Annotated in this window: 21 protein-coding genes and 1 pseudogene; 1 reads left to right on the top strand and 21 read right to left on the bottom strand. The window is 36.9% G+C overall.

The window, feature by feature from the left end:
- From DOT_RS03220 to DOT_RS03320, 21 genes and pseudogenes are all read right to left on the bottom strand, one after another.
- Positions 1 to 561: UTP--glucose-1-phosphate uridylyltransferase (locus DOT_RS03220; protein ID WP_009614123.1), on the bottom strand; the 561-nt coding region annotated here is incomplete at its 3' end.
- Positions 562 to 751: 190 nt separating this feature from the next.
- A pseudogene (cysC, locus tag DOT_RS03225) lies at positions 752 to 2,563 on the bottom strand (adenylyl-sulfate kinase); the annotation flags it as partial.
- Between the two features lie 130 nt (positions 2,564 to 2,693).
- Positions 2,694 to 3,488, bottom strand: a complete 795-nt coding sequence (cysQ, locus tag DOT_RS03230; RefSeq protein ID WP_009614126.1) for a 3'(2'),5'-bisphosphate nucleotidase CysQ — start codon at positions 3,486 to 3,488, stop codon at positions 2,694 to 2,696.
- A gap of 231 nt (positions 3,489 to 3,719) precedes the next feature.
- Positions 3,720 to 4,643, bottom strand: coding sequence for a sulfotransferase (locus DOT_RS03235; protein WP_009614128.1), 924 nt, complete (start codon positions 4,641 to 4,643; stop codon positions 3,720 to 3,722).
- Between the two features lie 211 nt (positions 4,644 to 4,854).
- Positions 4,855 to 5,268, bottom strand: coding sequence for an acyltransferase family protein (locus tag DOT_RS03240; protein WP_040411120.1), 414 nt, complete (start codon positions 5,266 to 5,268; stop codon positions 4,855 to 4,857).
- Positions 5,269 to 5,446: 178 nt separating this feature from the next.
- Positions 5,447 to 6,601: a Coenzyme F420 hydrogenase/dehydrogenase, beta subunit C-terminal domain gene (locus DOT_RS03245; RefSeq protein ID WP_009614131.1), complete on the bottom strand. Its 1,155-nt coding sequence runs from the start codon at positions 6,599 to 6,601 to the stop codon at positions 5,447 to 5,449.
- Positions 6,598 to 8,142, bottom strand: coding sequence for an oligosaccharide flippase family protein (locus tag DOT_RS03250; RefSeq protein ID WP_009614133.1), 1,545 nt, complete (start codon positions 8,140 to 8,142; stop codon positions 6,598 to 6,600). The genes DOT_RS03245 and DOT_RS03250 overlap by 4 nt, the downstream gene beginning before the upstream one ends.
- The gene (locus DOT_RS03255; protein WP_009614135.1) at positions 8,139 to 9,269 is read right to left on the bottom strand and encodes a polysaccharide pyruvyl transferase family protein; all 1,131 of its coding nucleotides are present in this window, start codon (positions 9,267 to 9,269) and stop codon (positions 8,139 to 8,141) included. Before DOT_RS03255 ends, DOT_RS03250 begins: the two co-directional genes overlap by 4 nt.
- Positions 9,270 to 9,437: 168 nt before the next feature.
- Positions 9,438 to 10,559, bottom strand: coding sequence for an EpsG family protein (locus DOT_RS03260; protein ID WP_009614138.1), 1,122 nt, complete (start codon positions 10,557 to 10,559; stop codon positions 9,438 to 9,440).
- Positions 10,560 to 10,593: 34 nt separating this feature from the next.
- The gene (locus DOT_RS03265) at positions 10,594 to 11,595 is read right to left on the bottom strand and encodes a glycosyltransferase (RefSeq protein WP_009614140.1); all 1,002 of its coding nucleotides are present in this window, start codon (positions 11,593 to 11,595) and stop codon (positions 10,594 to 10,596) included.
- A gap of 200 nt (positions 11,596 to 11,795) precedes the next feature.
- The gene (locus tag DOT_RS03270) at positions 11,796 to 12,785 is read right to left on the bottom strand and encodes a glycosyltransferase (protein ID WP_009614144.1); all 990 of its coding nucleotides are present in this window, start codon (positions 12,783 to 12,785) and stop codon (positions 11,796 to 11,798) included.
- A gap of 53 nt (positions 12,786 to 12,838) precedes the next feature.
- Positions 12,839 to 13,324: a PssE/Cps14G family polysaccharide biosynthesis glycosyltransferase gene (gene pssE / locus DOT_RS03275; RefSeq protein WP_009614146.1), complete on the bottom strand. Its 486-nt coding sequence runs from the start codon at positions 13,322 to 13,324 to the stop codon at positions 12,839 to 12,841.
- 77 nt (positions 13,325 to 13,401) lie between these two features.
- A complete protein-coding gene (pssD, locus tag DOT_RS03280) occupies positions 13,402 to 13,857 on the bottom strand; it encodes a PssD/Cps14F family polysaccharide biosynthesis glycosyltransferase (protein ID WP_009614148.1) in 456 nt (151 codons plus the stop codon).
- Positions 13,858 to 13,928: 71 nt separating this feature from the next.
- Positions 13,929 to 15,320 carry a sugar transferase gene (locus tag DOT_RS03285; RefSeq protein WP_009614150.1) on the bottom strand — a complete coding sequence of 464 codons (1,392 nt, stop codon included), beginning with the start codon at positions 15,318 to 15,320 and terminating at the stop codon, positions 13,929 to 13,931.
- A 558-nt stretch (positions 15,321 to 15,878) separates the two neighbouring features.
- On the bottom strand, positions 15,879 to 16,568 hold the full coding sequence (locus tag DOT_RS03290; protein WP_009614151.1) for a response regulator transcription factor: 690 nt from the start codon (positions 16,566 to 16,568) through the stop codon (positions 15,879 to 15,881).
- Between the two features lie 85 nt (positions 16,569 to 16,653).
- Positions 16,654 to 18,930, bottom strand: a complete 2,277-nt coding sequence (locus DOT_RS03295; RefSeq protein ID WP_242833760.1) for an ATP-binding protein — start codon at positions 18,928 to 18,930, stop codon at positions 16,654 to 16,656.
- 58 nt (positions 18,931 to 18,988) lie between these two features.
- Positions 18,989 to 19,930, bottom strand: coding sequence for a polyprenyl synthetase family protein (locus DOT_RS03300; RefSeq protein WP_009614156.1), 942 nt, complete (start codon positions 19,928 to 19,930; stop codon positions 18,989 to 18,991).
- A gap of 17 nt (positions 19,931 to 19,947) precedes the next feature.
- Positions 19,948 to 20,148 carry a hypothetical protein gene (locus tag DOT_RS03305; protein ID WP_009614158.1) on the bottom strand — a complete coding sequence of 67 codons (201 nt, stop codon included), beginning with the start codon at positions 20,146 to 20,148 and terminating at the stop codon, positions 19,948 to 19,950.
- A gap of 83 nt (positions 20,149 to 20,231) precedes the next feature.
- Positions 20,232 to 20,939 (bottom strand): CpsD/CapB family tyrosine-protein kinase, encoded by a 708-nt coding sequence (locus tag DOT_RS03310; protein ID WP_009614160.1) that lies wholly within the window; start codon positions 20,937 to 20,939, stop codon positions 20,232 to 20,234.
- Positions 20,940 to 20,955: 16 nt separating this feature from the next.
- The gene (locus DOT_RS03315; RefSeq protein ID WP_009614162.1) at positions 20,956 to 21,654 is read right to left on the bottom strand and encodes a Wzz/FepE/Etk N-terminal domain-containing protein; all 699 of its coding nucleotides are present in this window, start codon (positions 21,652 to 21,654) and stop codon (positions 20,956 to 20,958) included.
- A 285-nt stretch (positions 21,655 to 21,939) separates the two neighbouring features.
- Positions 21,940 to 23,082, bottom strand: a complete 1,143-nt coding sequence (locus tag DOT_RS03320) for a hypothetical protein (RefSeq protein ID WP_009614163.1) — start codon at positions 23,080 to 23,082, stop codon at positions 21,940 to 21,942.
- Positions 23,083 to 23,538: 456 nt separating this feature from the next.
- Here DOT_RS03320 and DOT_RS30940 point away from each other — a divergent pair, with 456 nt between their 5' ends.
- Positions 23,539 to 23,679, top strand: coding sequence for a hypothetical protein (locus DOT_RS30940; protein ID WP_009614165.1), 141 nt, complete (start codon positions 23,539 to 23,541; stop codon positions 23,677 to 23,679).
- The last annotated feature ends 19 nt before the right edge of the window (positions 23,680 to 23,698 follow it).

A 23,698-nucleotide genomic window follows, 5' to 3' on the forward strand; every position in this document is an offset into this window, starting at 1 on the left:
ATTCTTGGCACGATAAAGCCGATCTTCAAACTTTTCACCATCCACGATTCCGTATTTGGACGTATCCGCTAGAGGAACTTCTTGAACCCCTACTATGCTTGCACCGTAGCGCTCATATTGATTGATCATTTGACGTAAAGCAGGTACTTCAGAATAAATAATATCATCCCCTAAGAGGACTGCAAATGGTTCATTGCCAATAAACTTACGAGCGCAATAGATTGCATGCCCCAAGCCTAACGCCTCTTTTTGCCGAACGTAATAAATATCGGCCATCTGCGCGACATCTTGCACCAAATCCAACAGTTCGTCTTTGGAGTTTTTCTCCAAAAACACCTCAAGCTCCATGGAACGATCAAAGTGGTCTTCTATGGCCCGCTTATTCCGCCCCGTCACAATAATAATATCTTCGATTCCGGCTTTAATAGCCTCTTCCACAATATATTGAATCGTTGGTTTATCCACGATAGGCAACATCTCTTTGGGTTGAGCCTTGGTTGCTGGCAAAAAACGGGTTCCCAATCCTGCCGCTGGAATAATTGCTTTACGAATTTTACGCATATTCTTCGTTCTCCTTTTAATAACACTCGACTGATTTCGACACATATGTTCTAAGAGAAAAGGGAGGGGCCTGGAACCTTTACGTAATGGTTAACGAAGTGATCCTTTACGCCGAGTAGTCAGAATTGTTTCCCATTGTGGGGGGGTAGACCTCTTTGGGAAGGCTAACCGAACGGGAGGGCTTCCTAAAATATTTCATAATTTGATTAATAATTGTATCTGTTGCTTTCTCGATAGAATACCTACTCGTATCAATCTCGATATCCGGATTATTAGGTGTTTCAAAAGGACTTGAAATACCGGTGAAATTAGGTATCTCACCTGCTCTAGCTTTTTTGTAAAGTCCTTTTACATCTCTTTTTTCACATTCTTCAAGTGGCGTGCTAACATATATTTCAATGAACTCATTGCCAATAATCTCCTTAGCATTATTCCTGTCTTTGTTGTAGGGAGAAATGAACGAAGTAATGGTAATGATTCCAGCATCATTCATTAATTTGGAGACTTCTGCGATTCTTCTAATGTTCTCAACTCTATCGACTTCTTTAAAACCTAAATTCTTGTTAAGACCGTGTCTTATATTATCGCCATCAAGTAACATAGTATGTTTACCCATAGCAATGAGTCGCTTTTCGACTTCATTAGCAAGAGTTGACTTTCCTGAACCTGAAAGACCGGTGAACCAAAGGGTTAATGGTTTTTGTCCCTTTTGCTTAGAACGGATCTCTCGGGTAATATCTGTATTTTGCCATACGACATTCATCGACCTTCTAAGCGAGTGGTCGATAACCCCACAAGCTGAGACTATATTTGTTATCCTGTCAATTAAAATAAAACCACCTAGAGCTTTGTTATTTTCGTACTTATCAAAAACCATAGTCTCGGATAATGCAATATCACACGAGGCCATATCATTCTTTAAGAGTCTATCTGCGCTGATATTGTTTCCTGTATTAAGGTCAATCTTATATTTTATCGACATCACCATTGCGGTCAGAATTTTTGTTCCTACCTTAATAAGATAGTTTCTACCTGAAACAAGCTCTGTCTCATCCATCCAAAGAATTGTTGCAGTGAACATATCAGCAAGTTTAAAATTTTCATCTTTTACTAAGATACAACCCCTTGATACATCTACTTCTCTGTCAAGCTGAATCATAACTGATTGACCCATAACTGCATTAACGTATTCATTATCCTTAATAAAAATACCCTTAACCTGTGCTTTTTCATTGCTTGGAAGTGCTATAATCTCATCACCGACAGAAATATCCCCAGATTCAATGTGACCATAACATCCTCCAAAAGTATGGTTCGGCTTAACATGTACAGGCATGACGAAACCATCTTTAATAAAATCAGAATTAACTTTTATTGTTTCAAGATATGAAAGTATGGGTAATCCATCATACCAAGGTGTTTTTTCAGATTGCTTTGTAACATTATCCCCTTCAGTTGCTGAAACCGGAATAACCCTTATACTTTCAAGATTAAAGTTAGCTGTAAAACTTAAGAAATCCTGCTTGATCTCATTAAACTTATAATGGTCATAGTGTATTAAGTCCATCTTATTTACTACTAGAACAAAGTGCTTAATGCCCATCATAGTACATATTCTGGTATCTCTTCTTGTTTGCGTAAGCACACCTTGTGTCGCATCCACAATAATAACAACAAGGTCAACAAATGAAGCACTAACCGTAATATTTTTCAAATATTGCTCGTGGCTAGGTATTTCCAAAAAAGCGAAGGATCTCTGATCTGTTGTAAAACACCGAAAAGCCACATCAATAGAAATTCCTTGTTCTCTCTCGGCCATCAATACGTCTGATAAAACGGAACAATCGATTTTCCCTCCACCGCTTCCTATTATACTGTCAGGTTCTAACGCATTTTTCTGTTCAGAGAATAATAACTTAACATCATATAACATTTGCTGGAAAAGCGTAGATTTACCATTACCAACTGAACCACATGTAATAAATTTCAGTAAGCTTTTCATTAAGAATAACCCTCTCTCTTACGTCTTTTCATTCTACCAGGTGCTTCGTGGTCAATACTCTACTGGTTCTCTTATATATAATTGCTCTACCATACCTACATGTTTAATCTCTTTAATCGATATTTCATCCCTAAATCCAAATATTTTCTTTTCTGTTGACAATATAAAATCCTTTTTCATTCAGATTGTTTTCACGATTATAAAGCATCACAGTGCCATCCATTTGCTTAAAGATGCCCCCGGCTTCTTCTACAATGCATTGCATAGCAGCTGTATCCCACTCAGAAGTTAAACCAAAACGATAATATACATCTGCTTTGCCTTCAGCTACCATGCACCCTTTTAATGAGCTTCCTGCCGAAACCGCCTCCTTAATCTTATCTTTATTATCTTTAATTAACCTTGCTTCTTTTTCAGATGAATGTGACTTGCTCCCCACAATAATAAGACTTTCTAACTTATTTGTAACTCGAAGTCTTATGCTTTCAGATTTAAGCTCTCCACTTTCAACTTTTTCTAAATATGCACCATTGTCTTTACTTGCAAAATATAGTTCTCCAGCTATCGGCACATAAATAACGCCCATAACAACCTTATGCTTATACGCTAACGCAATGTTGACCGTAAACTGGCCATTTCTTTTTATGAATTCCTTGGTTCCATCCAATGGATCAACGATAAAACAAAAGTCGTGTGTTAATCTACTTTTATCATCTCTGGATTCTTCTGATAAAATTGAATAATCCGGGAAATTATCTTTAAGCCCATGAACAATGATTTCATTAGCTTTTTTGTCAGCTAATGTCAGAGGAGACTTGTCCTCTTTGAATTTAACATTAAAATCTGTTTCATAAATTTTTAAGATTTCATTTCCCGCTTTTATAGCTAATGATTTGCATTCCTTTATAATTTCTTTCAAACTCATTTAATCCTCTCCATAATCTCAAGAGTATTTACAAGTACATAAAGTGAAATGAAGTATTCCTCTCAGATAAACCTCATTCTTTTCTGTTTACAACTACCAAGGGAATAGAAAACTAACTCCGTACCACTTTGCAAACAAGCATTTTGGCCCATTGTATACCCCCCCCCATTGTCAAGACACGGTTTTTGAAATTTAAGTTGTCGACACTTTCCATTTCCTTTTAATTGATTTTCATTTAGAATTATTCTTAAGCCAACCAGATAGATCTTTATCAATCAATTCTTCAAGATTTAAAATATCTTTTTTATAAAAAGATATAAGTTTATCTTTTAAATCTGGTTCAATTTCTTGTTTTACTAATTTTTTCTTTAAATAATTACTTTTCTTTAACTGAAGATACTTTAACGTTTCTTTAGGTATTGTTTTTTTAATAAGTTCTTTAATTAAATTCGGTTTTAAAATAACTTTATTTAAAAAAGTATTTTTAGGAATACCCGAAATATTATATTTATTTGTTGTACTGAATTCAAAATCAGGTTTTAATCCTAAAAATTCCAATATTTCCCTTAATACTTTACTTACATCTTTTTTAAGTTCTTCAAAAAGAATTATCCTCACACTACTTCTTCCAAAAACATCAATATATGTCTTTACTTGTGAAGAATAAAGTCCTACCTCTTTATAGTGCCATATAAATTCATAGTTGTTATCTATTCTTTCTTGTTCTAACTCCAATGCATTTTCGAATGATAATGACTCCCTCATATCTTTTCGTAAATGTGAATAAGCTGACAATGCGCGATCCACTGGATTTCTTAATATGATTATAATTTTTGCTTCTGGGTTATCTTTTTTGATGTCCTTTGCACTTTCATAAAAATATAAATAATCTACCGATGCTTCGGCAATAATTTTTTCACTAGCTACACTACTAAATAGCGATAAATATTTAGAATAATCTCTTACAACAAAATCATCTACTCTTTTATCCCCTGGTCCTCGATGTGGAAACTTATTATACTTATATGAATAGAATTTAGGTTCTTTAGGTTCACAAAAGAAAATATCGGGATGTTGTTGTAAATAATAATAAAGTGAAGTTGTAGCACTTTTTGCTGCTCCAACTATAAATAAATTTGGGGTTTTGTCTGTCATTTAATACCCTCATTTCTTTTAGCTAAAAATTCACACTGCCATAAATAAAGATCAGAAGTGCCTTGGTTAAGGCAGCTAGTGCCGGCATCCTGCCAATCTCGAAATTCTCAGAGATTACTGGAAGGCATATCGCCCGAAAGAATGGCTTTTGAATATTACGATCGGATAGAACCCAGCAAACTATAAAAGAAGCTGGCGAAATATAGTAATGCTAACATAAAAATTGATCATCCCGAGAGCCTATCCTGTGAAATTTTTTGTCTAAGAAGTTAATTCCACCAGCACTACTATGAAATATAGTTGCCCCATTACTTGCCCTGTTACCAAAACATAAATTATTTGTTTGATCCCAAGATTTCGATACAAATATACCTACTCCCGACCATATGAAATATGGAATCAATAAACGTTTGAGCTTCCTTAATACAAGAGAAAATTCTCCATTTGCTAAGGAGTCCCTACTTACAAAGTATCCCGACACAAACAAAAACACTGGAACGGCATAATTTATGAACTGCCTTAAGATTATTTCAATTGTCGCGTTTATTGAAATGTCTCTTATTGCTGCACAAAGGATTGCGATTGCTCTGATAAATTGAAAATAGTAATCTTTTTCTGAATTCAAGAAATTCCACCTGCCTTTTAAGTATTGTTTGATTGATAAATATTCAGATGAAAAACAAAGGAAATTCTTTTATTATTTTTACGGCCAGACTGAGCTAACGGGAAGGCTTGCCTCGATCACTCCCGTTCCGGTTAAGGATTAACCCAGCGAGAGACCCCTGACTGGAGCAAAATCTCTTTTAGCCTATAACTTGCCTCTTTATCCTCGAAAGCATAGTTCTCCCCTTCACATACACTTTCCTAAAAAAACTAACCTTCGTATACCTTTCTACTAGTTGACTAATATCTGTCGAACCTAATTCTTTAAAAAACAGCGACCTCTTGGGATTATAATCAACTGATTTTATAGCTGATGGATTATATAATAAGGCTAGATTTATATTTACCTTTTCACAATAAACTTTATCAGCTTGAGACGAAAATATTACATCTCCTTTGCCTGAGTTTACTAGAATCAGTGATGTACCTCTATCATCATCAAAGTTCGGGAGAACGTTTTCTATTCCCCAAAAATCAGCCAAAGTTATATCACTCTGGCGGTTAATCGATTTGAAGCTGCAATTATAGCAGGATGGACGCAGATATAAATTTTTTAAAAACCCTTGAACATATTTATTTTCACTGCCCAGTTCTGTTAAAATTTCTCCTTCTCTAAATTCAAATGATATCGAATACTTCCTCCAACCAAGAATCTTATCCCTAAAACTAATAGCCTTGAACGCTCTATTATTTGCCATCTTACTGCGATATTTTTCCCATACCAAAGGTGAAGGAACCCCGTGGCAAACAATATCCAGACAAATTAAGGCCTCATAGTCCTTACCAAGATATGTCCTAAGTCCTGCGACCTGACAGGGAGTCCCAGAGAATAAAACCTGTCGCCCTTGTTTCAAAAAGTCCCGTATCTGCTTATAGGTATCCCCAATGCAACTCTGAACATATTTGGACCCTCTAAAATTTCCGAGACTATCAATGCTATCCGTCCAGCTATGGACTACACTAAATTCTTCATCAAATCCAGCTCCAAATACGACTCCATGATTAGCAATCACGCTCTCCGCTATAACAGTAAACACGCCCCCGGACGAACTTTGTTTCCTGATCTTGTCATCTTTATTAATACAGGCATAAGCAAGCGGGTGATTGTCTACAGTAGACTTACATAAGACAGGACATGCTTTTTCACAAAGGCCACAGTCGGTGCATCTTTCTAGATCCACTACTGGATACCAAAAGCCTTCAACATCAGACTGCATGCTGATGCACTTTTGCGGGCAACAATTGTAACAGGCATGACATCCACAACAGCATTGTTTATCGGTTAAGTTAATCATAAACACCTATCCTTATTGAAGACTTGGCATTTATTTAGCACCTTTTTCACTGGCGAAAGAAATAATTTCTTTTCATAGCTATCGAGCCCTACTTGCCACATTAAACAAATATAGATTAAGGAGAATAAAACTATTTTAACAACCAACAGTAAAAAACTATCTTGAATAATAAATAGATTGATTCCATATCCGCAAAGTAAAGATATCAGCATTGGCAAAGACATTTTTCCAATATTTATCCAAAAGAGAGGTATATTAAGCCCTATCCACCGATGATAATAGATGTTTATGATAATCACATTACCTACAATGAGTGATACTCCGGTAGCTAAAGCACAACCAAAACCGCCCCACATTTTGGCCAAGGGGATACTGGTTAAAACGTTGAGGACGGCAATACAAAGATACACGATTGATCTGAATGCATTCCGATTTTGAGCCTGCAAAATGGCAATACCCACATTTTGAATCAGCGGAATGGTGATAGGTATCATTACCAGGAGTACCATATAATAGGCGTCACTGTAATTTAAACCTGCCCACAGGATTATGAAGGCCTGTCCAAACAATATGAATCCGCTTAAGATGTAGGCCATTATCGCATACTGTACCCTTCCTATTTTAATCATTATATGGGACAAGTCGTCATTACTGGCGTTATTAGCCACCATCATCGTGATTCTTGGTAAAAGAACACTACTTACGGAAGTGGAGAACATAATATACATGGTAGTTAACTGCATCGCCACCGCAAAAATAGCAACTAGTACTGTTCCGGAAACTATGCCCAGAATAAACTGGCCTGTACTCCAATAGACTTTGTCCACGATAACACCCAAAAATATAAAGAAAGAATAACCTGCTATTTCCTTTAATAGAATTAGGTCAAACTTTTTAAAGTAGATCGTTGTTTTTAAAACTCTAAAGCAGTAAACAAGATTTATTAGCAAACAGCCGATGTTCAATACAGTGTTTACTACAACCATCGACACTGAACTATAACCAAGATATAGCAATGGCAAGATGATACATGGGGTCATTAAGGAACGAATAATAGCAACCAGCTTAACAAATACAAATCGTTCATGGGCCTGCATGATTGAACCAAAAACCCCCAACGGAAATGATACCGCAAAATTAAAAATCAACAGCATCATCATAATCTTAGCTTTTTTCAGCTCCGCAGCCGCCAGAGTAGCACCAAACATATTATCAATATTAGAATATAAAACTACACCCAGAATAACGGTTAAAAGTCCAATAAAGCAATAGAGAATCAGAAACATCCCATTCATGTTGGACTCAGCATCTTTATCGCCTAGGGCTCTATTTCTGGCAGTATATCTTATGATGGTATTTCCCAAGCCTAGATCCAGTATGCTAAGATAACCCACCACTGCGCCTATAAGGGAATACAACCCAAATTCTGACTGACCCAGAAGCCTAAGCATTATTGGCGTATAAAGAAGGCCAATAATAATGGTTATGAATATCGATGCATAAGACAGCAGTGCCCCGGCTTTTAGTTGATTCACTTTCATAGTAAGGCCTCGTCCTTATCTAGAAGGGCATTTTGTAAATAATCAAGAGCCTTATTACGTTCAGATTCTAAAATTGGGGCAACATGCGAATAATTAACATTAAAGATATCAGCGTTATTATTAATCTTATTCCATTTTCTTGACCCTAGATTAAAAGTTGAAAGCAATGTATCAATCCTTGAATTCATAGAAGGAGTTTTAGCAACCCTATCAAAGATAATAAATGGTTTTTCGAGCAAGATCGAAAAAACTGTACCGTGGAATGAATCAGTCAAAAATACAGTTGCTGAATTGACATAGTCAATAAACTCACCTGGATCCGCAGAATAGTGGACTCGGTCATTCATATCTGCCAAATTAACAGTCTCAAGCTTGTTGTCTAATGCTATTTTCCTAATACTGTTTTGATTCTCTTTAGAAACTTCACCAAGAAAGTAAGTTAGCAAGTATGCATTTTTAGGTTTGTGATCCGACGACTTGGTAACAGAAAGCCATTTTTCTTTGGACAGCATCAGCGTCGGATCCACCAGAACAACGGTATCCCTTCCCGTTAATTTTTTAATGATTCTGGCACCTGCTTCTTCTCTGACAGATAAATTCTCCATTTGTGACAGCCACGAGCTATAGTTTTCTACATGCTCATCAGGAATAGCCGATATTCCAAAACTGGGCGCATAAGCAATCCGCTTATGCTTAGGAGCAAATGTCAAGAAGTCAATGGACGATCCATGCCTGAAGGTTGGATTCCACACCTGGTCACTTCCAACAACAAAATAGTCATATTCATCTGATAGATTGGTTGGAATGTTGTTTTCTGATATGGTGAACTGGGTCTCATAAATATTCTCATTTGTGAATTTTTTAAAGGCATTCATTCTTTGAGAACGGCCTCTATCAACATTTTCTTTATTCAACCTATTACTTATTTTTGCATTAACCCTTTCGAAGAATTCTTTCATGTCTTTTATTTTGCGAAGCTTATTTTTAAAACCACTTTTATATGGAGTATTTACGATCGTCTCAACTTTACACCCTAACGATTTAAGCACTTCCTGCGAAGCGTAGTTTTGTAACCTATTACCATAATTTGTATAGTCACAAATTGTTATTATTCCTATCTTTTTCATGGTTCCCCCCCTAGTTAGTTTTAATCTATTAAATTGCATCCGTAAGATCATCCCCTAAATTACTATTAAGAGATAAGCATATAACATTACTTGTTTTTTGATTTAACTGTTTTATTTACTTCCCTGTAAAAAAAATCATAATACCATAAAAGAATATTAAAAATATTTCTAAAAAGAGAAAACATATGGATATGTACTTTCCCCTCCAGTATAAATAAAACTGTAGAACCAATACAAAAACAAATAAAGAATAAAGGCAATAATTATAATTAATTTGCCTGATTTCTTTGCAAATATATTAGGTATCTGAGGTATAGTCAGAATATTAACGAATAGAAAATATATACTCAATCTATACGCGTAGATACTAACAGATGATAACTGGGCAACAAACAGTTCAATAATCATTAAATATGTAAGATATTTATTATATGCATTTTTTTTGCAATAAGTTGAAAAATTACATAGAATTAAAATCAAATAGGGTGCTCTTTTTATTATTGAATTAATTGAAAAACCCACGCCCTCCTCCCCAATATACCCTATATATCTATCGGTCAAAATTCCAGTATTAACTAATAACAATACAATCTTTGAATATAATAGTATAAATACTAATGAAACCACTATAATGGCGCACTGTTTAAAAAATGAGATGACTATATCTTCTTTCATTGTTAAATAGCGATATAATACATAAAAAAATATTCCCATTACTGCCGATCCATGTATTATAATTGCGCACACCATACAAAAAACATATTTTTTAAAATCTTTTTTAACAATAAAGTTAATCGAATAAAAAACAATGGCAGCAGCAAGTAATTGACGCATAAGATTTAAAGAAACGTTATACAGTATAAAATAATATACTAACATTCCAAATGGCATTGACACATGCTCCCGAAAACGATAAATGCCTTTATATACGAAATACGTAGTCAAGAAATTAATTATAAAGAATAGCCAGAATACATTATCGGTAAATCTTGAAATAATATATACCAAATATAAATAACTACTTTCAATAGAGCCGTACCTAATATTTGATATAACCGCAGCGAATTCGGAATAGGAGTCACATTGTACAGCTTGGTTAAAATAGGGTATCCCGTATACCATCGTATCAGTTCCCACATTTTCACCGCGTAGACCTGCTAATAATGCGGGTAATAAAATAGCAAAAAAAGAAAATATAATGAATTTCTTTTTCTCATTACATTCTATAGATCTTTCCGCTTGTTTCGTTATAATTGCCGAGATAAAAAAAGTAACTAAATATGGCCACATTATAAATCTCCTAAATCTATTTTTAATTTCTAACTTAATAACAAGTCTTTTTGATAAATCTCTTTAAATTTCCTTTAATAGCATATAACGGAATTATTAAGTAATTAGCATGTTTTATTAATACATATTCAAGTCTTTTGAGTAAATTTAATTTATTTACTTTTGTATTTTTCATAATGTCTCTTACACCATCTGAATTGATAAACGCCAATATTTCCTTTTGATTTTTCGGCTTGCACATACAACAATATTCTAAAAGTATATTTGTAATAACACTAAAATAAAATCTATACATATCGGCAATATAAATCTCCATGCCTGATTCCACGATAAATTCCTTTCTCGATTTTAGAGTTTGCATCATACCATTTAATCTTTTACTCCACTCAAAAGTATGCATTGCACTTAATTGATTTTCGTTGTAATTCACAATTGGCACATTGAATATTTTAATGTTATCAATATGTTTGCGGTAGTTTAACAAAAAAAGCAAATCTTCACCAATCTTAAGTTCTGTATCAAAATTTATGTTGTTCTTTTTTATAGTATCCAGTCTATATAATTTCGCCCAGCAAGTATTTAATAATGGTGATGTTAATAACAATCTATCAAATAATTCTAAATTACCGGATTTTATATACTTGCGCAAATCAATATACTGAGACTTTTTACGAGTATTAACTTTATAACTATAAACACATAAGTCACAGTTACCAGAAACTATAGATTCTTCAATGGTATCCCACCCAAAATCAATCATTGTATCATCAGCATCTAGGAACATGACATATGTTCCAGATGCTAAATTTAATCCACTATTTCGGGCAGATGAAACGCCTCCATTATTTTTGTGCAAGACTTTTATTCTATCATCTTCTTCTGCTAGTTCGTCACATATCTTGCCTGAATTATCGGTACTTCCATCATCGACTAATATTATCTCCAATATGATGCATGTATTTAGCCTTATTGATCTAACACACTCCTTCAGACAGTTTTCTGTATTAAATATGGGGACAATAATACTCAGGTCCATTACTCTACTCCTCACTCCCCTTATATGCTTTATTCGGAAATTTATTGTAACACTCCGTTCATGATTGCTTATTTGGTTAACGGAGCTATAATCTATCCTTCTTTTTGTATCCAATATTTCGGGACAAGTATTGATGACTCGACCCGTCAAATTCGTAAGACTCAAAATGCTGTTTACCCTCGAACTAAAATTATGCAAGATTAAGTCAATAATAATAGCTTTACATATACGCCGTTAACTAATTTTAGGTAATAATCTTGCACAGAATTTCCTTTGATTAAATACTTGTTCTTTCTCCATGAAGGGAAATAAGTATTAATATTTTTCCAGGTTTTCCTAATAAGATTTCGACGTATCCTTCTATCTTTAATCTTCAGCATCTTAAATAAAAAACTGCATAGCAAAACTCTAGTATATTCATATTCAATAACATCAGCATATTCATCATACAAATTCTCTTTTTTATAAAAACTTATTATGTCATCTAAAACATCATGAATATGACCAACTTTTTCATTCTGACTATTCGCTATTGAACCTGGACGTTGAATATAGTGCAGATAGGGTTCCTTAATAACTGAAACTTTATCAATGCTTGGTAAACTTGGAACTATTTTATAAAAAAAGTCCAAATCCTCATAACGTAATCCTAACGGAAAACTTATATTTAATTCTTGAATCCAAGTTCTTTTATATATCTTGTTCCATGACGTGACACGACCTCGAAGCAAATAATCTTTAATATCTATATATCCATCTCTGTAGTCAATTTTACGTTTTCTGGGATAATCCCACCAGAAATTACATTCAACTATATAACTTTCTGATTCAACTGCCCTCTTATACATTTTTTCGTACATTTCTAATTCAACATAATCATCGGAATCCAGAAAAGCAATATATTCCCCTGTTGCGTATCTCATACCATAATTTCTTGCATCGGATAATCCACCGTTCGGCTTTTTTAAATATACAAACTTTTCTGGACATTTCTGTAAATACTTTTCAATTATTTCTTCAGAATTATCTTTGCTTCCATCGTTTACTACGATGATTTCAATATTGTCCAATGTCTGCATGATAAGGCTTTCTAAGCATCTTGCTATATAATCCTGAACATTATAAACTGGAACAATTATACTTAGTTTAGTCATGTATTCATATCCTCGCATAACTCTTGCTTTTCTCATCCAAACTCGCCCCAAAGCCAATGAAATAAAAGTATTTGTGCAAAAATTCTAGATTACAGTTTAATTTGAGTAATATAATCCCCAATAACCCTAACTGTTTTCTCTCGTTGAGAGACATAGATACCAAACTTAAATGTTCTACTATTTTTAATCAATTCTCCAAGGTTATCTTCTTCACAGCACATAAGAACATAGCCTTTCTTAGAAAAAGCTCTCGCTATCTCCATCTGATGATCATCCACATGCTCGCTATATTTCTTCAATCTCGGAAAAACAATAACAGGCTTCCTATAATTAATTCCAGCAATAATCGTTCCGACACCACCGTGAGTAATCAGTAGGCTGCATTCTTTGACTTTTTCATCAAAACTAGCTTTATCCAAGAAATCTATATACTTATAATATTTCGGTCTATAATCCGAATGTCCAACCTGGGCAAAGGTGGGCTCATCAATCTCTCCAGATTCAATGAGTTCATCAACTTGCTTTAATAATCTATTACACTGGAACTTCTGGGTTCCTAACACTACGAAAATCATATTTCACCCCACAAATCACAACGTCAACCTAAAGTGGAAGTTCTCCACGATATGCATACTCGCCGTATTCACAAACCTTAAAAGACTCCACCGGTGTGAGTTGCCTTCGGATAAATCTTCAAAAGTTCTGCCCACTGTACTATGAACAGGTCAGCAATGCGATACATGAACTTACCAGTCATTGAAGCTTCGTCTACTCTAGCAAAGGACTCTATGTAGATAATCTTTTTCCGGAGTATTTTACCAAGAAGACAAATCGGAAAGGTGGCTAAGGCTCCAGTGGAAATGATACAGTCTGGTTTTTCTTTCAAAAGAATACTCAATGACTTAAAGAAAATTTTAACAAGATAAATGATAAATAACGGTTCTTTCCTATTTACCTGCTGGACATGGTAAACATTCTTTCCGAAGGAGTGTTCATTGAACCCACCCTTCTCGGTGACTAAAAACGAATCGTATTCTTGTTCGATTGGTCTCAAACAGGCAATTTCTTCTAAATGCCCTCCTGAAGAAGCAGCAAAGCAGATTTTCATAGAATCACCGTCTCCTTTTAACTATATTAATGAGCTCCATTAACCTGTCGATCCAGCGGGAGGTTATCCCTCTAACTCGCCCCCCGTCTCCCCAACACCACCGGCACCGTCCTAGCCAAGATCCCCACATCCAACCACAACGACCACCGATCTACATACTCGGCGTCCATTGCCATCCACTCATCAAAATCCACTTGATTCCGTCCACTAATTTGCCAAACACACGTAATCCCCGGCTTAACAGCCAACCTCTTGCGATGCTTCGGATTATACATATTAACCTCACTCGGTAATGGAGGGCGTGGCCCGACCAAACTCATTTCGCCCAAGAATACGTTCCATAATTGTGGCAACTCGTCCAAACTCGTCTTCCTTAAAAACCTTCCGACCGGAGTAACCCGAGGATCATTTGTAATCTTAAACACCGGCCCACTCATCTCATTAAGATGAGCTAACTTGGACTTAAGTTCTTCCGCATTCACAACCATCGATCTAAACTTATACATCTTGAAAATCCGACCATTTAATCCAACCCGTTCTTGACCAAAAAATACCGGACCCGTAGACGAGACTTTAACAGCGATCGCAATTGCCAACAGCATTGGACTCATAACTACAAGGCCAATACCTGTAAGAATAACATCCATGCCTCTCTTGGCTAATTCCTGAACAGGCAGCCTTGGACTAGCATCATAGGCAACCATCGGAAGTCCACCAAAATCAATCGGTCTACTCCGCGCAACTTTAGCTACTGTCTCATCAAGTAGAACCGTTGCTGTTTTCCCCATGAGATCTAGTAATTCAAGACACTCCTTCACCTGTCGATCGGACAAGGGTGCCGTAATAACCGTAAGATCTACTATTTTCATACTTATTACGGTTTGAAGATTTGAATAATCACCTAAGAATGGTATCTCCAAACCATTGCGTTCAGGGGCCAAGTAACCAACCACTTTGTAACCCAATTGAGGATTTCTATTAACTTTATCTAAATAAGAGTGAGCAGCTTGCCCGCTACCAAGGATTAGTACATAACGGGTATTTCTTCCTATCGTACGCCAAGCTTGCAGCATCAGTCGAACCATTAAATGTACGCCTAACGTGAGGCAAAGCGCTGTAGCCTCGAAGTAAAACACAAATCGGTTATGTAACAGCGAAGGCTCATATAATGTAACGGACGCAATGGTTACGGCAAAGGTAACTACATGCGCTTTAATGAGCTGCTTGGTTTCCAACCCTACGGACATAAACCGCCTAGACTGGTAAACTTGATTAACGTTAGAGCTAATCATCCAACATAAGCTATAAACCAAAAATATCAGAAAGTATTGTTCCCAAGCACTACCAGGCGTAGCATGTTTATATTGATAAAGCTCCACAGTAAAGAAAAAACCTAAACCAAGGACAATTAAATCTACTAACTGGGAAATGTCATCTAATATGGCACCGTATTCTCTTAACATTTTCTCTCATCCCCTTCGAGATGAAGCTTTCTTCTCTTAAAATCGGCTGGGAGTACCATATGGTCACATTCAGATATATGATTCATTAGCAGTGTTTTCCTTAACCCCCCTGACAGCAATATCAACTTCATATCTGGCCCCCCTCTTCCCTCTATCTAAAGAAACCTCATAAGCTATTTAAAGCCTAATGTTACCTAACATTAAAGCTAAAGATTTTTCGGTTAAATTAGTGATGGGACCTTCCTTTACAATATAAATACAGAATTATTGCCTCCTCACTTAAAGTATTCTGCTACGGGCAACATACCCATAGCATCAAGGATCTCCATCGATTCTCGAATACCTTCGTCTCTAATTAGCTTGATTGTCAGCCTATGACCATTTATCTTGACTTATTATAAGGCGCTTCCAATATTTGTACATCCGTGTAAGCTACAGGATAAATAAATAAATACCACGGTATTTCCTACAGGTTAAAATTGATAGCAGAATAAAAAGAGCCACACATCACGTGTGACTCTTTTTATTCCGTTTTTATACAACCATAAGCTCACTCTCTTAACTAATCTTACTACCTTCCACTTTGTCTTTTGTATAAATCAATACTGCCTCTAACCGGGATTTCACACCTAACTTTGACAGTATATTGCTAACATGGAAATCCACAGTACGATTTTTTATGCCCAATGTAGTAGCGATTTCCCTATTCCGCAAGCCCTGGGCAATAAACTCTATTATTTCTATTTCTTTTGGAGTAAGTAATGTACCATGGTTTTTTTCAGGCTCCATAATATTCGTTGTGATCTCTTCGCCAACAATCACAGATCTAAGATACGGAGCCATGTTTTGGGAAAAGTAATACTTACCACTAGAGGCCTGTAATATTGCTACAGTCATTTCAGTTTTTGAACAGTCCTTAAGAAGAAAGCCATGGGCACCTTTATTTAAGGAGGCATTAACATACTCTTCGGGGTTTTGTCCAGTAAGCATAATAATACTGACATTTGAATCGAGCTCTTTAATTTTCTCAATCAAATCAGTTCCGCAGAAATCAGGAAGATTAATATCAAGTAATACAACGTCCGGATGTACCGCCTTCACAATTTTTAAAGAATCCCGTCCATTCTTAGCCGTTCCTACTACAGAAATATTGGGTTCAGAAGATAGCAATGATACAGTACCTTCCGCAAAGAGTGTATGGTCATCCACTACTACCACTCTTATTGTCTTCTCCAAGCTAGATACCATAATATTTCCTCCTCCACTAACATCCCTATGTCTGACTGATAATTACACCTTCAACCTCACCTAGCATTACTCTTTTACAAAATCTTCAAATCGGAATAGTTCCCTTAAGCGTTACCCCGTCACCAATATTTGAAGAAATATAAAACTCTCCGCCCAAGCTCTCTATTCTTTCTTTCATACCAATTATTCCGAAATGATTGCCCACTAGCGACCAATCGGCGATCTTCTGGGGATCAAAGCCTTTACCGGAATCATTAATCATCATTTCAATGCTCTCATCTTCCAGGGTAATGGTGACATCTGCTCTAGTCGAACCTGAGTGCTTCATAACGTTATTAATTCCTTCTTGCAAAAAACGAAACGCTACCACTTCAATATCCTCTTTCAACCGTTGTTCTCGACTCATTCCTTTCACTTCTAGAAAGATTACCATAAGCTCTTTTTGCATAATTTGCTGAAACAGGACCTCGACAGCAGGAATAAGACCCAAATCCCGCAAAGAGGATGGACGCAAATTACTACATATTGAACGGAGCTCGTAATTCAAATCCTCTATCATGTCTTGTATGACTGAGACATTGTGAAAATTATTATTATTTTCACTCGAAAAATTTACAATTAATTCCTTCATCCTCCGGTTTAGATCCAAGCCTATTTGTAATGATCCGTCATGTATTTCCCGCGCTAAAACTTTCTTTTCTTCTTCAAGGTTACTAAACAATAGGCGATTGATTACTTCCAGTCCCTGGCTCCTTCGCTGTGATTCCCGAGACTTTTTTTCCATTACATTTATTTCCCTAGACAATTGCTTGATGACACGAATTGCTTTGAGGCGTTGGCCTATTTGATAACACACTGAAGTTAATAACAGTACTTCATTTGATTTAAATTTGATATAGGAACGACGATGACCTAGAAATATTCCGCATGTAAAATCGTCAGAAACAAAGGGTATGTACATTTCCACAGGAAAATCGCTAGAAAAAGTTTCTACCGAATGCCTTGTGCTTTTAGCGGTTTGGTAATAATCCTCCATGATTGCTTGTTCGGTTGTATCGCCAAGATATCGTCCTACTGCACATTTTGTGCACCAACCTTTCAGATCCTCTACTATAACAAAGGCACCTTCTAGCCCAAGTTGGTTCACCAACTCTTCCACTATTAAAGCTTCATTCATAGAGGATCGATTTCCGTTTAGTTCAACAGTTTTATTTTCAATACTACAATTTCCACGATTTCCAAGGGTCCTATCGATTGCATAATGTAATAAAGCTTTAATAAGATTAAAGATAAATAGTGCCATTATAGTTAAAGACAACACTAAAAGATAAGTCTCAATCTTTAACTCCATAATCACCCCTATGAGCACTAAAAACCAAGTGAAAAGCCAACTCGTTAGAATACCGGAAACTAAAGAAATAATGATAAACTCCAGAAACTTACGGCCATCCGGTAAACTCTCATATACCACAACATAACTAAGGGTAATCGGAACAATCGCGATAAAGAGAGCACTAACCTTAGGATTTACGATAAGGTCAACATCAAGGAGGATGGGAACCGCTGTAAGTATAATAAAAGGCAACAACCCAAGCGCTAGTCCCGCAAACACAATGGTTGCCTGGTTTTTCTCGGGTTTATCAGCAGGTAACTTAATAAGCCTAACTAAATTCCATAAAACTGTAACAGTACCGATCAGCCCATTGACTAGCGCTAATTTCCTTATTTCTACAGCTGCAAAAACAGCTCCAAACTCTTTTAAAACTAGGATCGTACATACAAGTGCAGAAATTAGACATAAGATCCAAATAATAAGTCGATTTAATATATTACGTGTCTTGGTCAAAACAGAAACAAAATTTACCAATAGAACTGGTACGAGCGAGAAACCCATTCCCTCTAGGTCCCTCGCCAATATCAAGCCACGGCTTGAGGCCGGGGCTAAAATTATGACTAACCCGACGAGCCAATTTAACCAGAATAGAACACGAGCTTGTGCAAGGAAAGGTCGCTTAAATACTGTAACGAGACCTAATAGCCAAAAGATAAACCCTAAGGCCGCCATCGGGAGTTCACTTAACAATGTATAGGTAATAGGCGGTTTGGCTATTTGAACAACTCTGACCGGGGCTCCAGAACTTTTGACGGTAATCGTAGAGGCTCCTTCTGCCTCACCCCACTTTTTAGTAGACAGATACTTTCCTGGGTCATCATTATCAACTTTTAAAACCATATCGCCTATGCGAATCCCCAATCGATAACCCTCGCCATGGGGATCACTAAACGTAACGTTCCAGTCTCCTCCCCTACTTTCAAGGCTAAGACCTACATACGGTTGATTGATCAGAACAGTAAAATACACAAAGCAAACTATAACAAAGGCGGCATTAGCAATTCGAAATGCTAGCCGCCTGAATATTTTATCCAACAAGCTGTATCAACTTCTCTTTTCGTTTTTCTGAAATTGGGATACCATCTAAAATCTCCATTGCCCGTTGCTTATACATCTCGTGAATCACCGAACAAAAATGAATAGTCCCTTCATTAACAACCAATTCTTTTAACTGCCCTCTTTCTTTTGACCCGAATTCATATAAACCTTGGATCGCTAAAGAACTAAGGCATTTTAACTCTTCGGCATTTATCCCATTAAGAACATGTAAAAGATAAACGAACGGTAGAGTTTTCCGTCCTTTAATGAAATCACTTTTTGTTTCCAGATTTAAGAAATCCGCGAGATCATTTTTGATTTGACTCATCACACCTAACTTCATCCCGAATCGTTCTAACTGGTCAACAAGTGTTTCTTCAGCGCCTCCTAAGATCGCCCCAATTTTACACGCACTAGCAGTTAATCCACCCGACTTTTTCTTAATAATCTCAAAATATTCTTCAAACGAGATTCTTTCTTTACTGTCATTCAAAAACTCCTGAAATTGGCCGTCACACGCTTGCAACCCTATCTGGTTAAGAACGTTGTTTACATCCTCTAAATGCCTGCGATTAGCTATAGTGGAAAGGGCTTTGTAGCTAAGAACTAGTATACAAGTGGCTAAATTAATCGCTTGCGCAGGAGGAACTTTACGCCATGGAAGATCGTTGTTATCTTGGTCTTGAATATCGTCTAAAATGTCCGCTGCCAAGGCGTAGAGTTCCATAGCGACAGCTCCTCGCAGCCCTGCTTCTAAGCCCCCCCCAGTGCTATCGCAAGTCATAAGGGTTAATTGAGCCCATCCATACTTTCCCTTAATTCTATAATTGGCATTAAGCCAACTATTAATTATGTTTACCACATCCTTGCTAAGTCCTGATTCAGTTAAAAGCAACTTTATTTCCTTCTCAATAATCTGGTCAATATTCATGTCATCACTTCGCCCCTTTAGAACCAATAAAGAGTAGGTGACATTCTAGCTGCTAAAGAATTACCCGATAATTCTTCTTTCGAGAACACCTTTGTTATTACGTCCAACTCACAGTTAGTAATTTCGCGGACAGATTTCACCTGCGGGATTATTTCTGAGCAACGGTTTGGGTTTTTGGCTAATTCGTGAACTAATTCAGCAATGTTGTCAAAGTTCATTATTATTCCCCCTTTCCTTTTAAATTTGACATCAATTCATAAATCCCTTCCTTTTAAGGAAAACATTATGAAAATCTACATATTTATAACGATCTACGGTTATGCTTCTTCTTCGTATCGTCAGAAGCGTTATAGTAGTAGTAATAATAGTATTCTTTAGTATTCATGCCCACTTTATTGAGAACAGCCCCCAGGATTTTGACCCCCAATTTATCCAGCTGTTCTTTCGCTTTCTGGGCATAACCTTTGTTCACTTCCCCAGCGGCTAAGACTAGGATGACACCATCAACTTCCTGGGCAAGAATCGCTGCATCTGTAACTGCTATAACCGGAGGAGTATCAATGAGGATCATGTCAAATTGCTCACTGACTTCCTCGATCAAGAGTTTCATCCGTTTGGACCCGACAAGCTCCGCAGGATTTGGAGGAACAGGACCTGCCGGGAGCACCATAACACCGGGCACATCCGTTTCCCGGATATAGTTACAATAGTCTTGATCTTGAACTAGGGAAACTGATAACCCTGTTCCATTATCTAACCCAAATAGTTTATGCTGAGTGGGATTACGCAAATCAGCATCAATAATAAGAACAGATTTCCCGGATTGAGCCATACTAACCGCAAGATTAGCGACCGTGTGAGATTTCCCTTCCCGAGGACCTGAGCTTGTGATCATTATTTTTTGGGTATCTAAATCCACACTCGTAAACTGGACATTTGTTCTGAGCATCCGATAGGCCTCTGAGATTGGAGATTTTGTTTGCTCTAAAGTGATCAATGAATATGCCAAGAACTCTCTTCCCCTCTTACCCCTGTTTTCCCATTTCATAGTCTGGAATGATGCCTAGTACTGGAATGCCCAAAAGTTTCTCAACATCACTCAAGGTCTTTACGGTGTTATCCATATATTCCAGCAAAAAAACCAGCCCAACAGAAGCCATAAGGCCCACAACAAAGGCAATCAGTACGTTCAGGGTTTTCTTTGGCTTAATGGGCTTATCCGGGATCACTGCAGTATCCACAATGCTTACACTGTCCACTTTTTTTATTTCAATAACAGCTTTGGTAAACTCTTGCGCCATTGTGTTAGCAATCAAAGCTGCAAGCTCAGAGTTTGTATTGGTCACTTGGATTTCCAAAATTTCCGTGGTCTTCACCGGATTTATGGCGATCAGACTATTGAGTTCATCGACCGTCAGCGGCAAGTTTAAGTCCTTGAGCACATTTTGTTCGACGGTGCGACTCTGAGCGATCGTTGCATAGGTTTTGGCAAGTTGTTGGTTCGCTAGAAGTACACTATTATCGAGTATTTGGGTCGGATCTTTGCCAGTCTCTGCAGCTTTTTTCCCAACGATCAAGGTGGTTGATGCTTGATAAACTGGTTTCATGACAAAAAAGCTAATCATACCGCTAGTGAGCGCCGCGATGAGCGGTATGACCACCACGATCATCCAACGTTTTCGTAGCACGTCCCAATACTGCCGTAATTCCATTTCTTCTTCCATGTCAACCTCCCAAATTACTTTCACAAAACTGGTTTGATTTGCTTAGAACTATCCACCCAGCTCGACATGGGTAATTCCCATCCCTTAGGTTCTCCTAGGGATAACGAGGGAATCGTAAATTATCTCCCTTAAACATTCGGTTAAATTTTAATAAGTTGAGTGAGATTTCTGCCTTATAAAGATTAACTTAAAAAAAGCAGAGAGCTGGGATCCCCAACTCTCTGTATAATCCGAAATGTCTTCTCCCGCAACTAGCGAGTGTCGTACGCGTTGAGCAAAACCAAATTAATTTACAGCCACTGTTATCCTAACTAACTCGTTCGCTTCTACTTGTGAATCATTCATCCTATAAGCAGTAATGACTGTTGTACCTTTTGTAGTACCGGCTTTAATGGAAGAGCCATCCTCGGCAACAGTCGCAATCGTCGGATTATCTGTCTTCCAAGCAAGCAGGCCTGCAATTGTACCAGTATCTATTCCTTTGACAGAAAGAACCAGTTTAAGTTTATTAGCACCTTTTTTTAATGTCAGAGGCGTCAAAGGATCGCAGATAGTTCCATCAATTTTGCATTGGATTTGAGAGCGAATAACAGACATTGCCACGGCTTTTTCAGCGGCATTTGATGGATCAATAACCGCTCCTACCTGACGCTGCGTTTCAACAAGTAAATCTATATTCCAGCCAATATCTGCGAGCTTTTGATCAAAGATGTGGTACTTACTATTCGCAGGATCTGCAACATCGTGCAAGGCTGTTTTCAGCCATTCAACTAGTTTATCCTTGATTTTTGTGCTAGAATCGGAACCGCTTACGAGTTCTAATAAACTGAATGGATTTTGTTTAATTTCTTTTTTGATCTCTTTTTGGAGCTCATCTTGGGTAGCCAGCATGAAACCGTACAATAATTCTACTTTAAAGCCATCTCCGAAAAGCGTTCTGAATGTTCTCCCATTCTCGGTTTTAAACTTTACGAGTGCACTTTCCAAAGTAGCGTTGTCATCGGAATAGTGGATCGCTTGAAAATCTTGGAGGGACTTGAGGATTGCCTCCTTTGCATCAGCTCTCGTAACACCTTTTGCCTGAAATTTTGCAACCACTTGATCCGTCAAAAGTCCATCAGCGGCACTGCTTAAAGTTCCATCTTGCACTGCAGTCAGCAAGTTTGTTCTGGCTTCATTAAGGGAATCTTTTTCACTCTGATTAAGATAACCACGGTAAGACATAATTTCAGTTACGATTTGGTCGAGAGTTGCAGTATGTGAAGAACCACTTTGGTTAACGATTTGTACCGCAATTTGCTTAGCAGTTCCCGCTTCTACGCTAGTGCGAGTCGAAACTGCATCCTCAGCGAAAGCATTGAATGGAATCATTGTAAGTACCATACCAGCAATAGCAAATGAAGCTAAAGCTTTTTTCGCCATTTTCATATAATGAATTTCTCCTCTCTATACATTTGGGGGTCTGCCATGTCTTTAGTAAATGGACTATATTATCACGAAATCATTAGTTCCATTTTCCTTTTACCATTTACCATTTATCTACTCAGACTGCATAGATTCTGCCTAAATTATAAGACTGTTCCAGTATTTGTACATCCGTATAAGCTACAGGTTAAATAAATATATTTCCAGGTAGTTACTACAGGTCAAATTATATTTCTCCCATTACAAATTAAACTAAATGACTTCACACACATATGCTGGTCCTAGGGATAACAAAAGTTTATAATTTGTTAATAAATTGTTTAGATAAAATTAGAACAATTAGTTTAAAATATAGAGAGGACTTCTTAAAAGAACTAGATTACAGCAGCCTACAACAATTTACTTTATTGAAAAGCTTGGTTGTCGTTTTAATTATGTTAATATAAGGGAGGGGTTCGTATGGAAGGACTAGACTTTTTGATCACAGCCATCTGTTTCTCGGTTTTAGGTTATGGATTATGCTATATGACCCTTTCAGTTAATCATAAATTTAAAACGCAAAACGCCAACTCAGAAAATCCTCTGCAACGATGGGAATGATCCAATCAGCCCTTAAAAT

It is taken from the genome of Desulfosporosinus sp. OT (assembly GCF_000224515.1).
Classification (GTDB): domain Bacteria; phylum Bacillota; class Desulfitobacteriia; order Desulfitobacteriales; family Desulfitobacteriaceae; genus Desulfosporosinus.

What these genes read in the sequence shown, in the direction of transcription:
- cysQ (WP_009614126.1), bottom strand. Translation starts at nt 3,488, where the DNA reads ATGAGTTTGAAAGAAATTATAAAGGAATGCAAATCATTAGCTATAAAA.
- DOT_RS03235 (WP_009614128.1), bottom strand. Translation starts at nt 4,643, where the DNA reads ATGACAGACAAAACCCCAAATTTATTTATAGTTGGAGCAGCAAAAAGT.
- DOT_RS03245 (WP_009614131.1), bottom strand. Translation starts at nt 6,601, where the DNA reads ATGATTAACTTAACCGATAAACAATGCTGTTGTGGATGTCATGCCTGT.
- DOT_RS03250 (WP_009614133.1), bottom strand. Translation starts at nt 8,142, where the DNA reads ATGAAAGTGAATCAACTAAAAGCCGGGGCACTGCTGTCTTATGCATCG.
- DOT_RS03255 (WP_009614135.1), bottom strand. Translation starts at nt 9,269, where the DNA reads ATGAAAAAGATAGGAATAATAACAATTTGTGACTATACAAATTATGGT.
- DOT_RS03260 (WP_009614138.1), bottom strand. Translation starts at nt 10,559, where the DNA reads ATGTGGCCATATTTAGTTACTTTTTTTATCTCGGCAATTATAACGAAA.
- DOT_RS03265 (WP_009614140.1), bottom strand. Translation starts at nt 11,595, where the DNA reads ATGGACCTGAGTATTATTGTCCCCATATTTAATACAGAAAACTGTCTG.
- DOT_RS03270 (WP_009614144.1), bottom strand. Translation starts at nt 12,785, where the DNA reads ATGAGAAAAGCAAGAGTTATGCGAGGATATGAATACATGACTAAACTA.
- pssE (WP_009614146.1), bottom strand. Translation starts at nt 13,324, where the DNA reads ATGATTTTCGTAGTGTTAGGAACCCAGAAGTTCCAGTGTAATAGATTA.
- pssD (WP_009614148.1), bottom strand. Translation starts at nt 13,857, where the DNA reads ATGAAAATCTGCTTTGCTGCTTCTTCAGGAGGGCATTTAGAAGAAATT.
- DOT_RS03285 (WP_009614150.1), bottom strand. Translation starts at nt 15,320, where the DNA reads ATGTTAAGAGAATACGGTGCCATATTAGATGACATTTCCCAGTTAGTA.
- DOT_RS03290 (WP_009614151.1), bottom strand. Translation starts at nt 16,568, where the DNA reads ATGGTATCTAGCTTGGAGAAGACAATAAGAGTGGTAGTAGTGGATGAC.
- DOT_RS03300 (WP_009614156.1), bottom strand. Translation starts at nt 19,930, where the DNA reads ATGAATATTGACCAGATTATTGAGAAGGAAATAAAGTTGCTTTTAACT.
- DOT_RS03305 (WP_009614158.1), bottom strand. Translation starts at nt 20,148, where the DNA reads ATGAACTTTGACAACATTGCTGAATTAGTTCACGAATTAGCCAAAAAC.
- DOT_RS03315 (WP_009614162.1), bottom strand. Translation starts at nt 21,654, where the DNA reads ATGGAAGAAGAAATGGAATTACGGCAGTATTGGGACGTGCTACGAAAA.
- DOT_RS03320 (WP_009614163.1), bottom strand. Translation starts at nt 23,082, where the DNA reads ATGAAAATGGCGAAAAAAGCTTTAGCTTCATTTGCTATTGCTGGTATG.
- DOT_RS30940 (WP_009614165.1), top strand. Translation starts at nt 23,539, where the DNA reads ATGGAAGGACTAGACTTTTTGATCACAGCCATCTGTTTCTCGGTTTTA.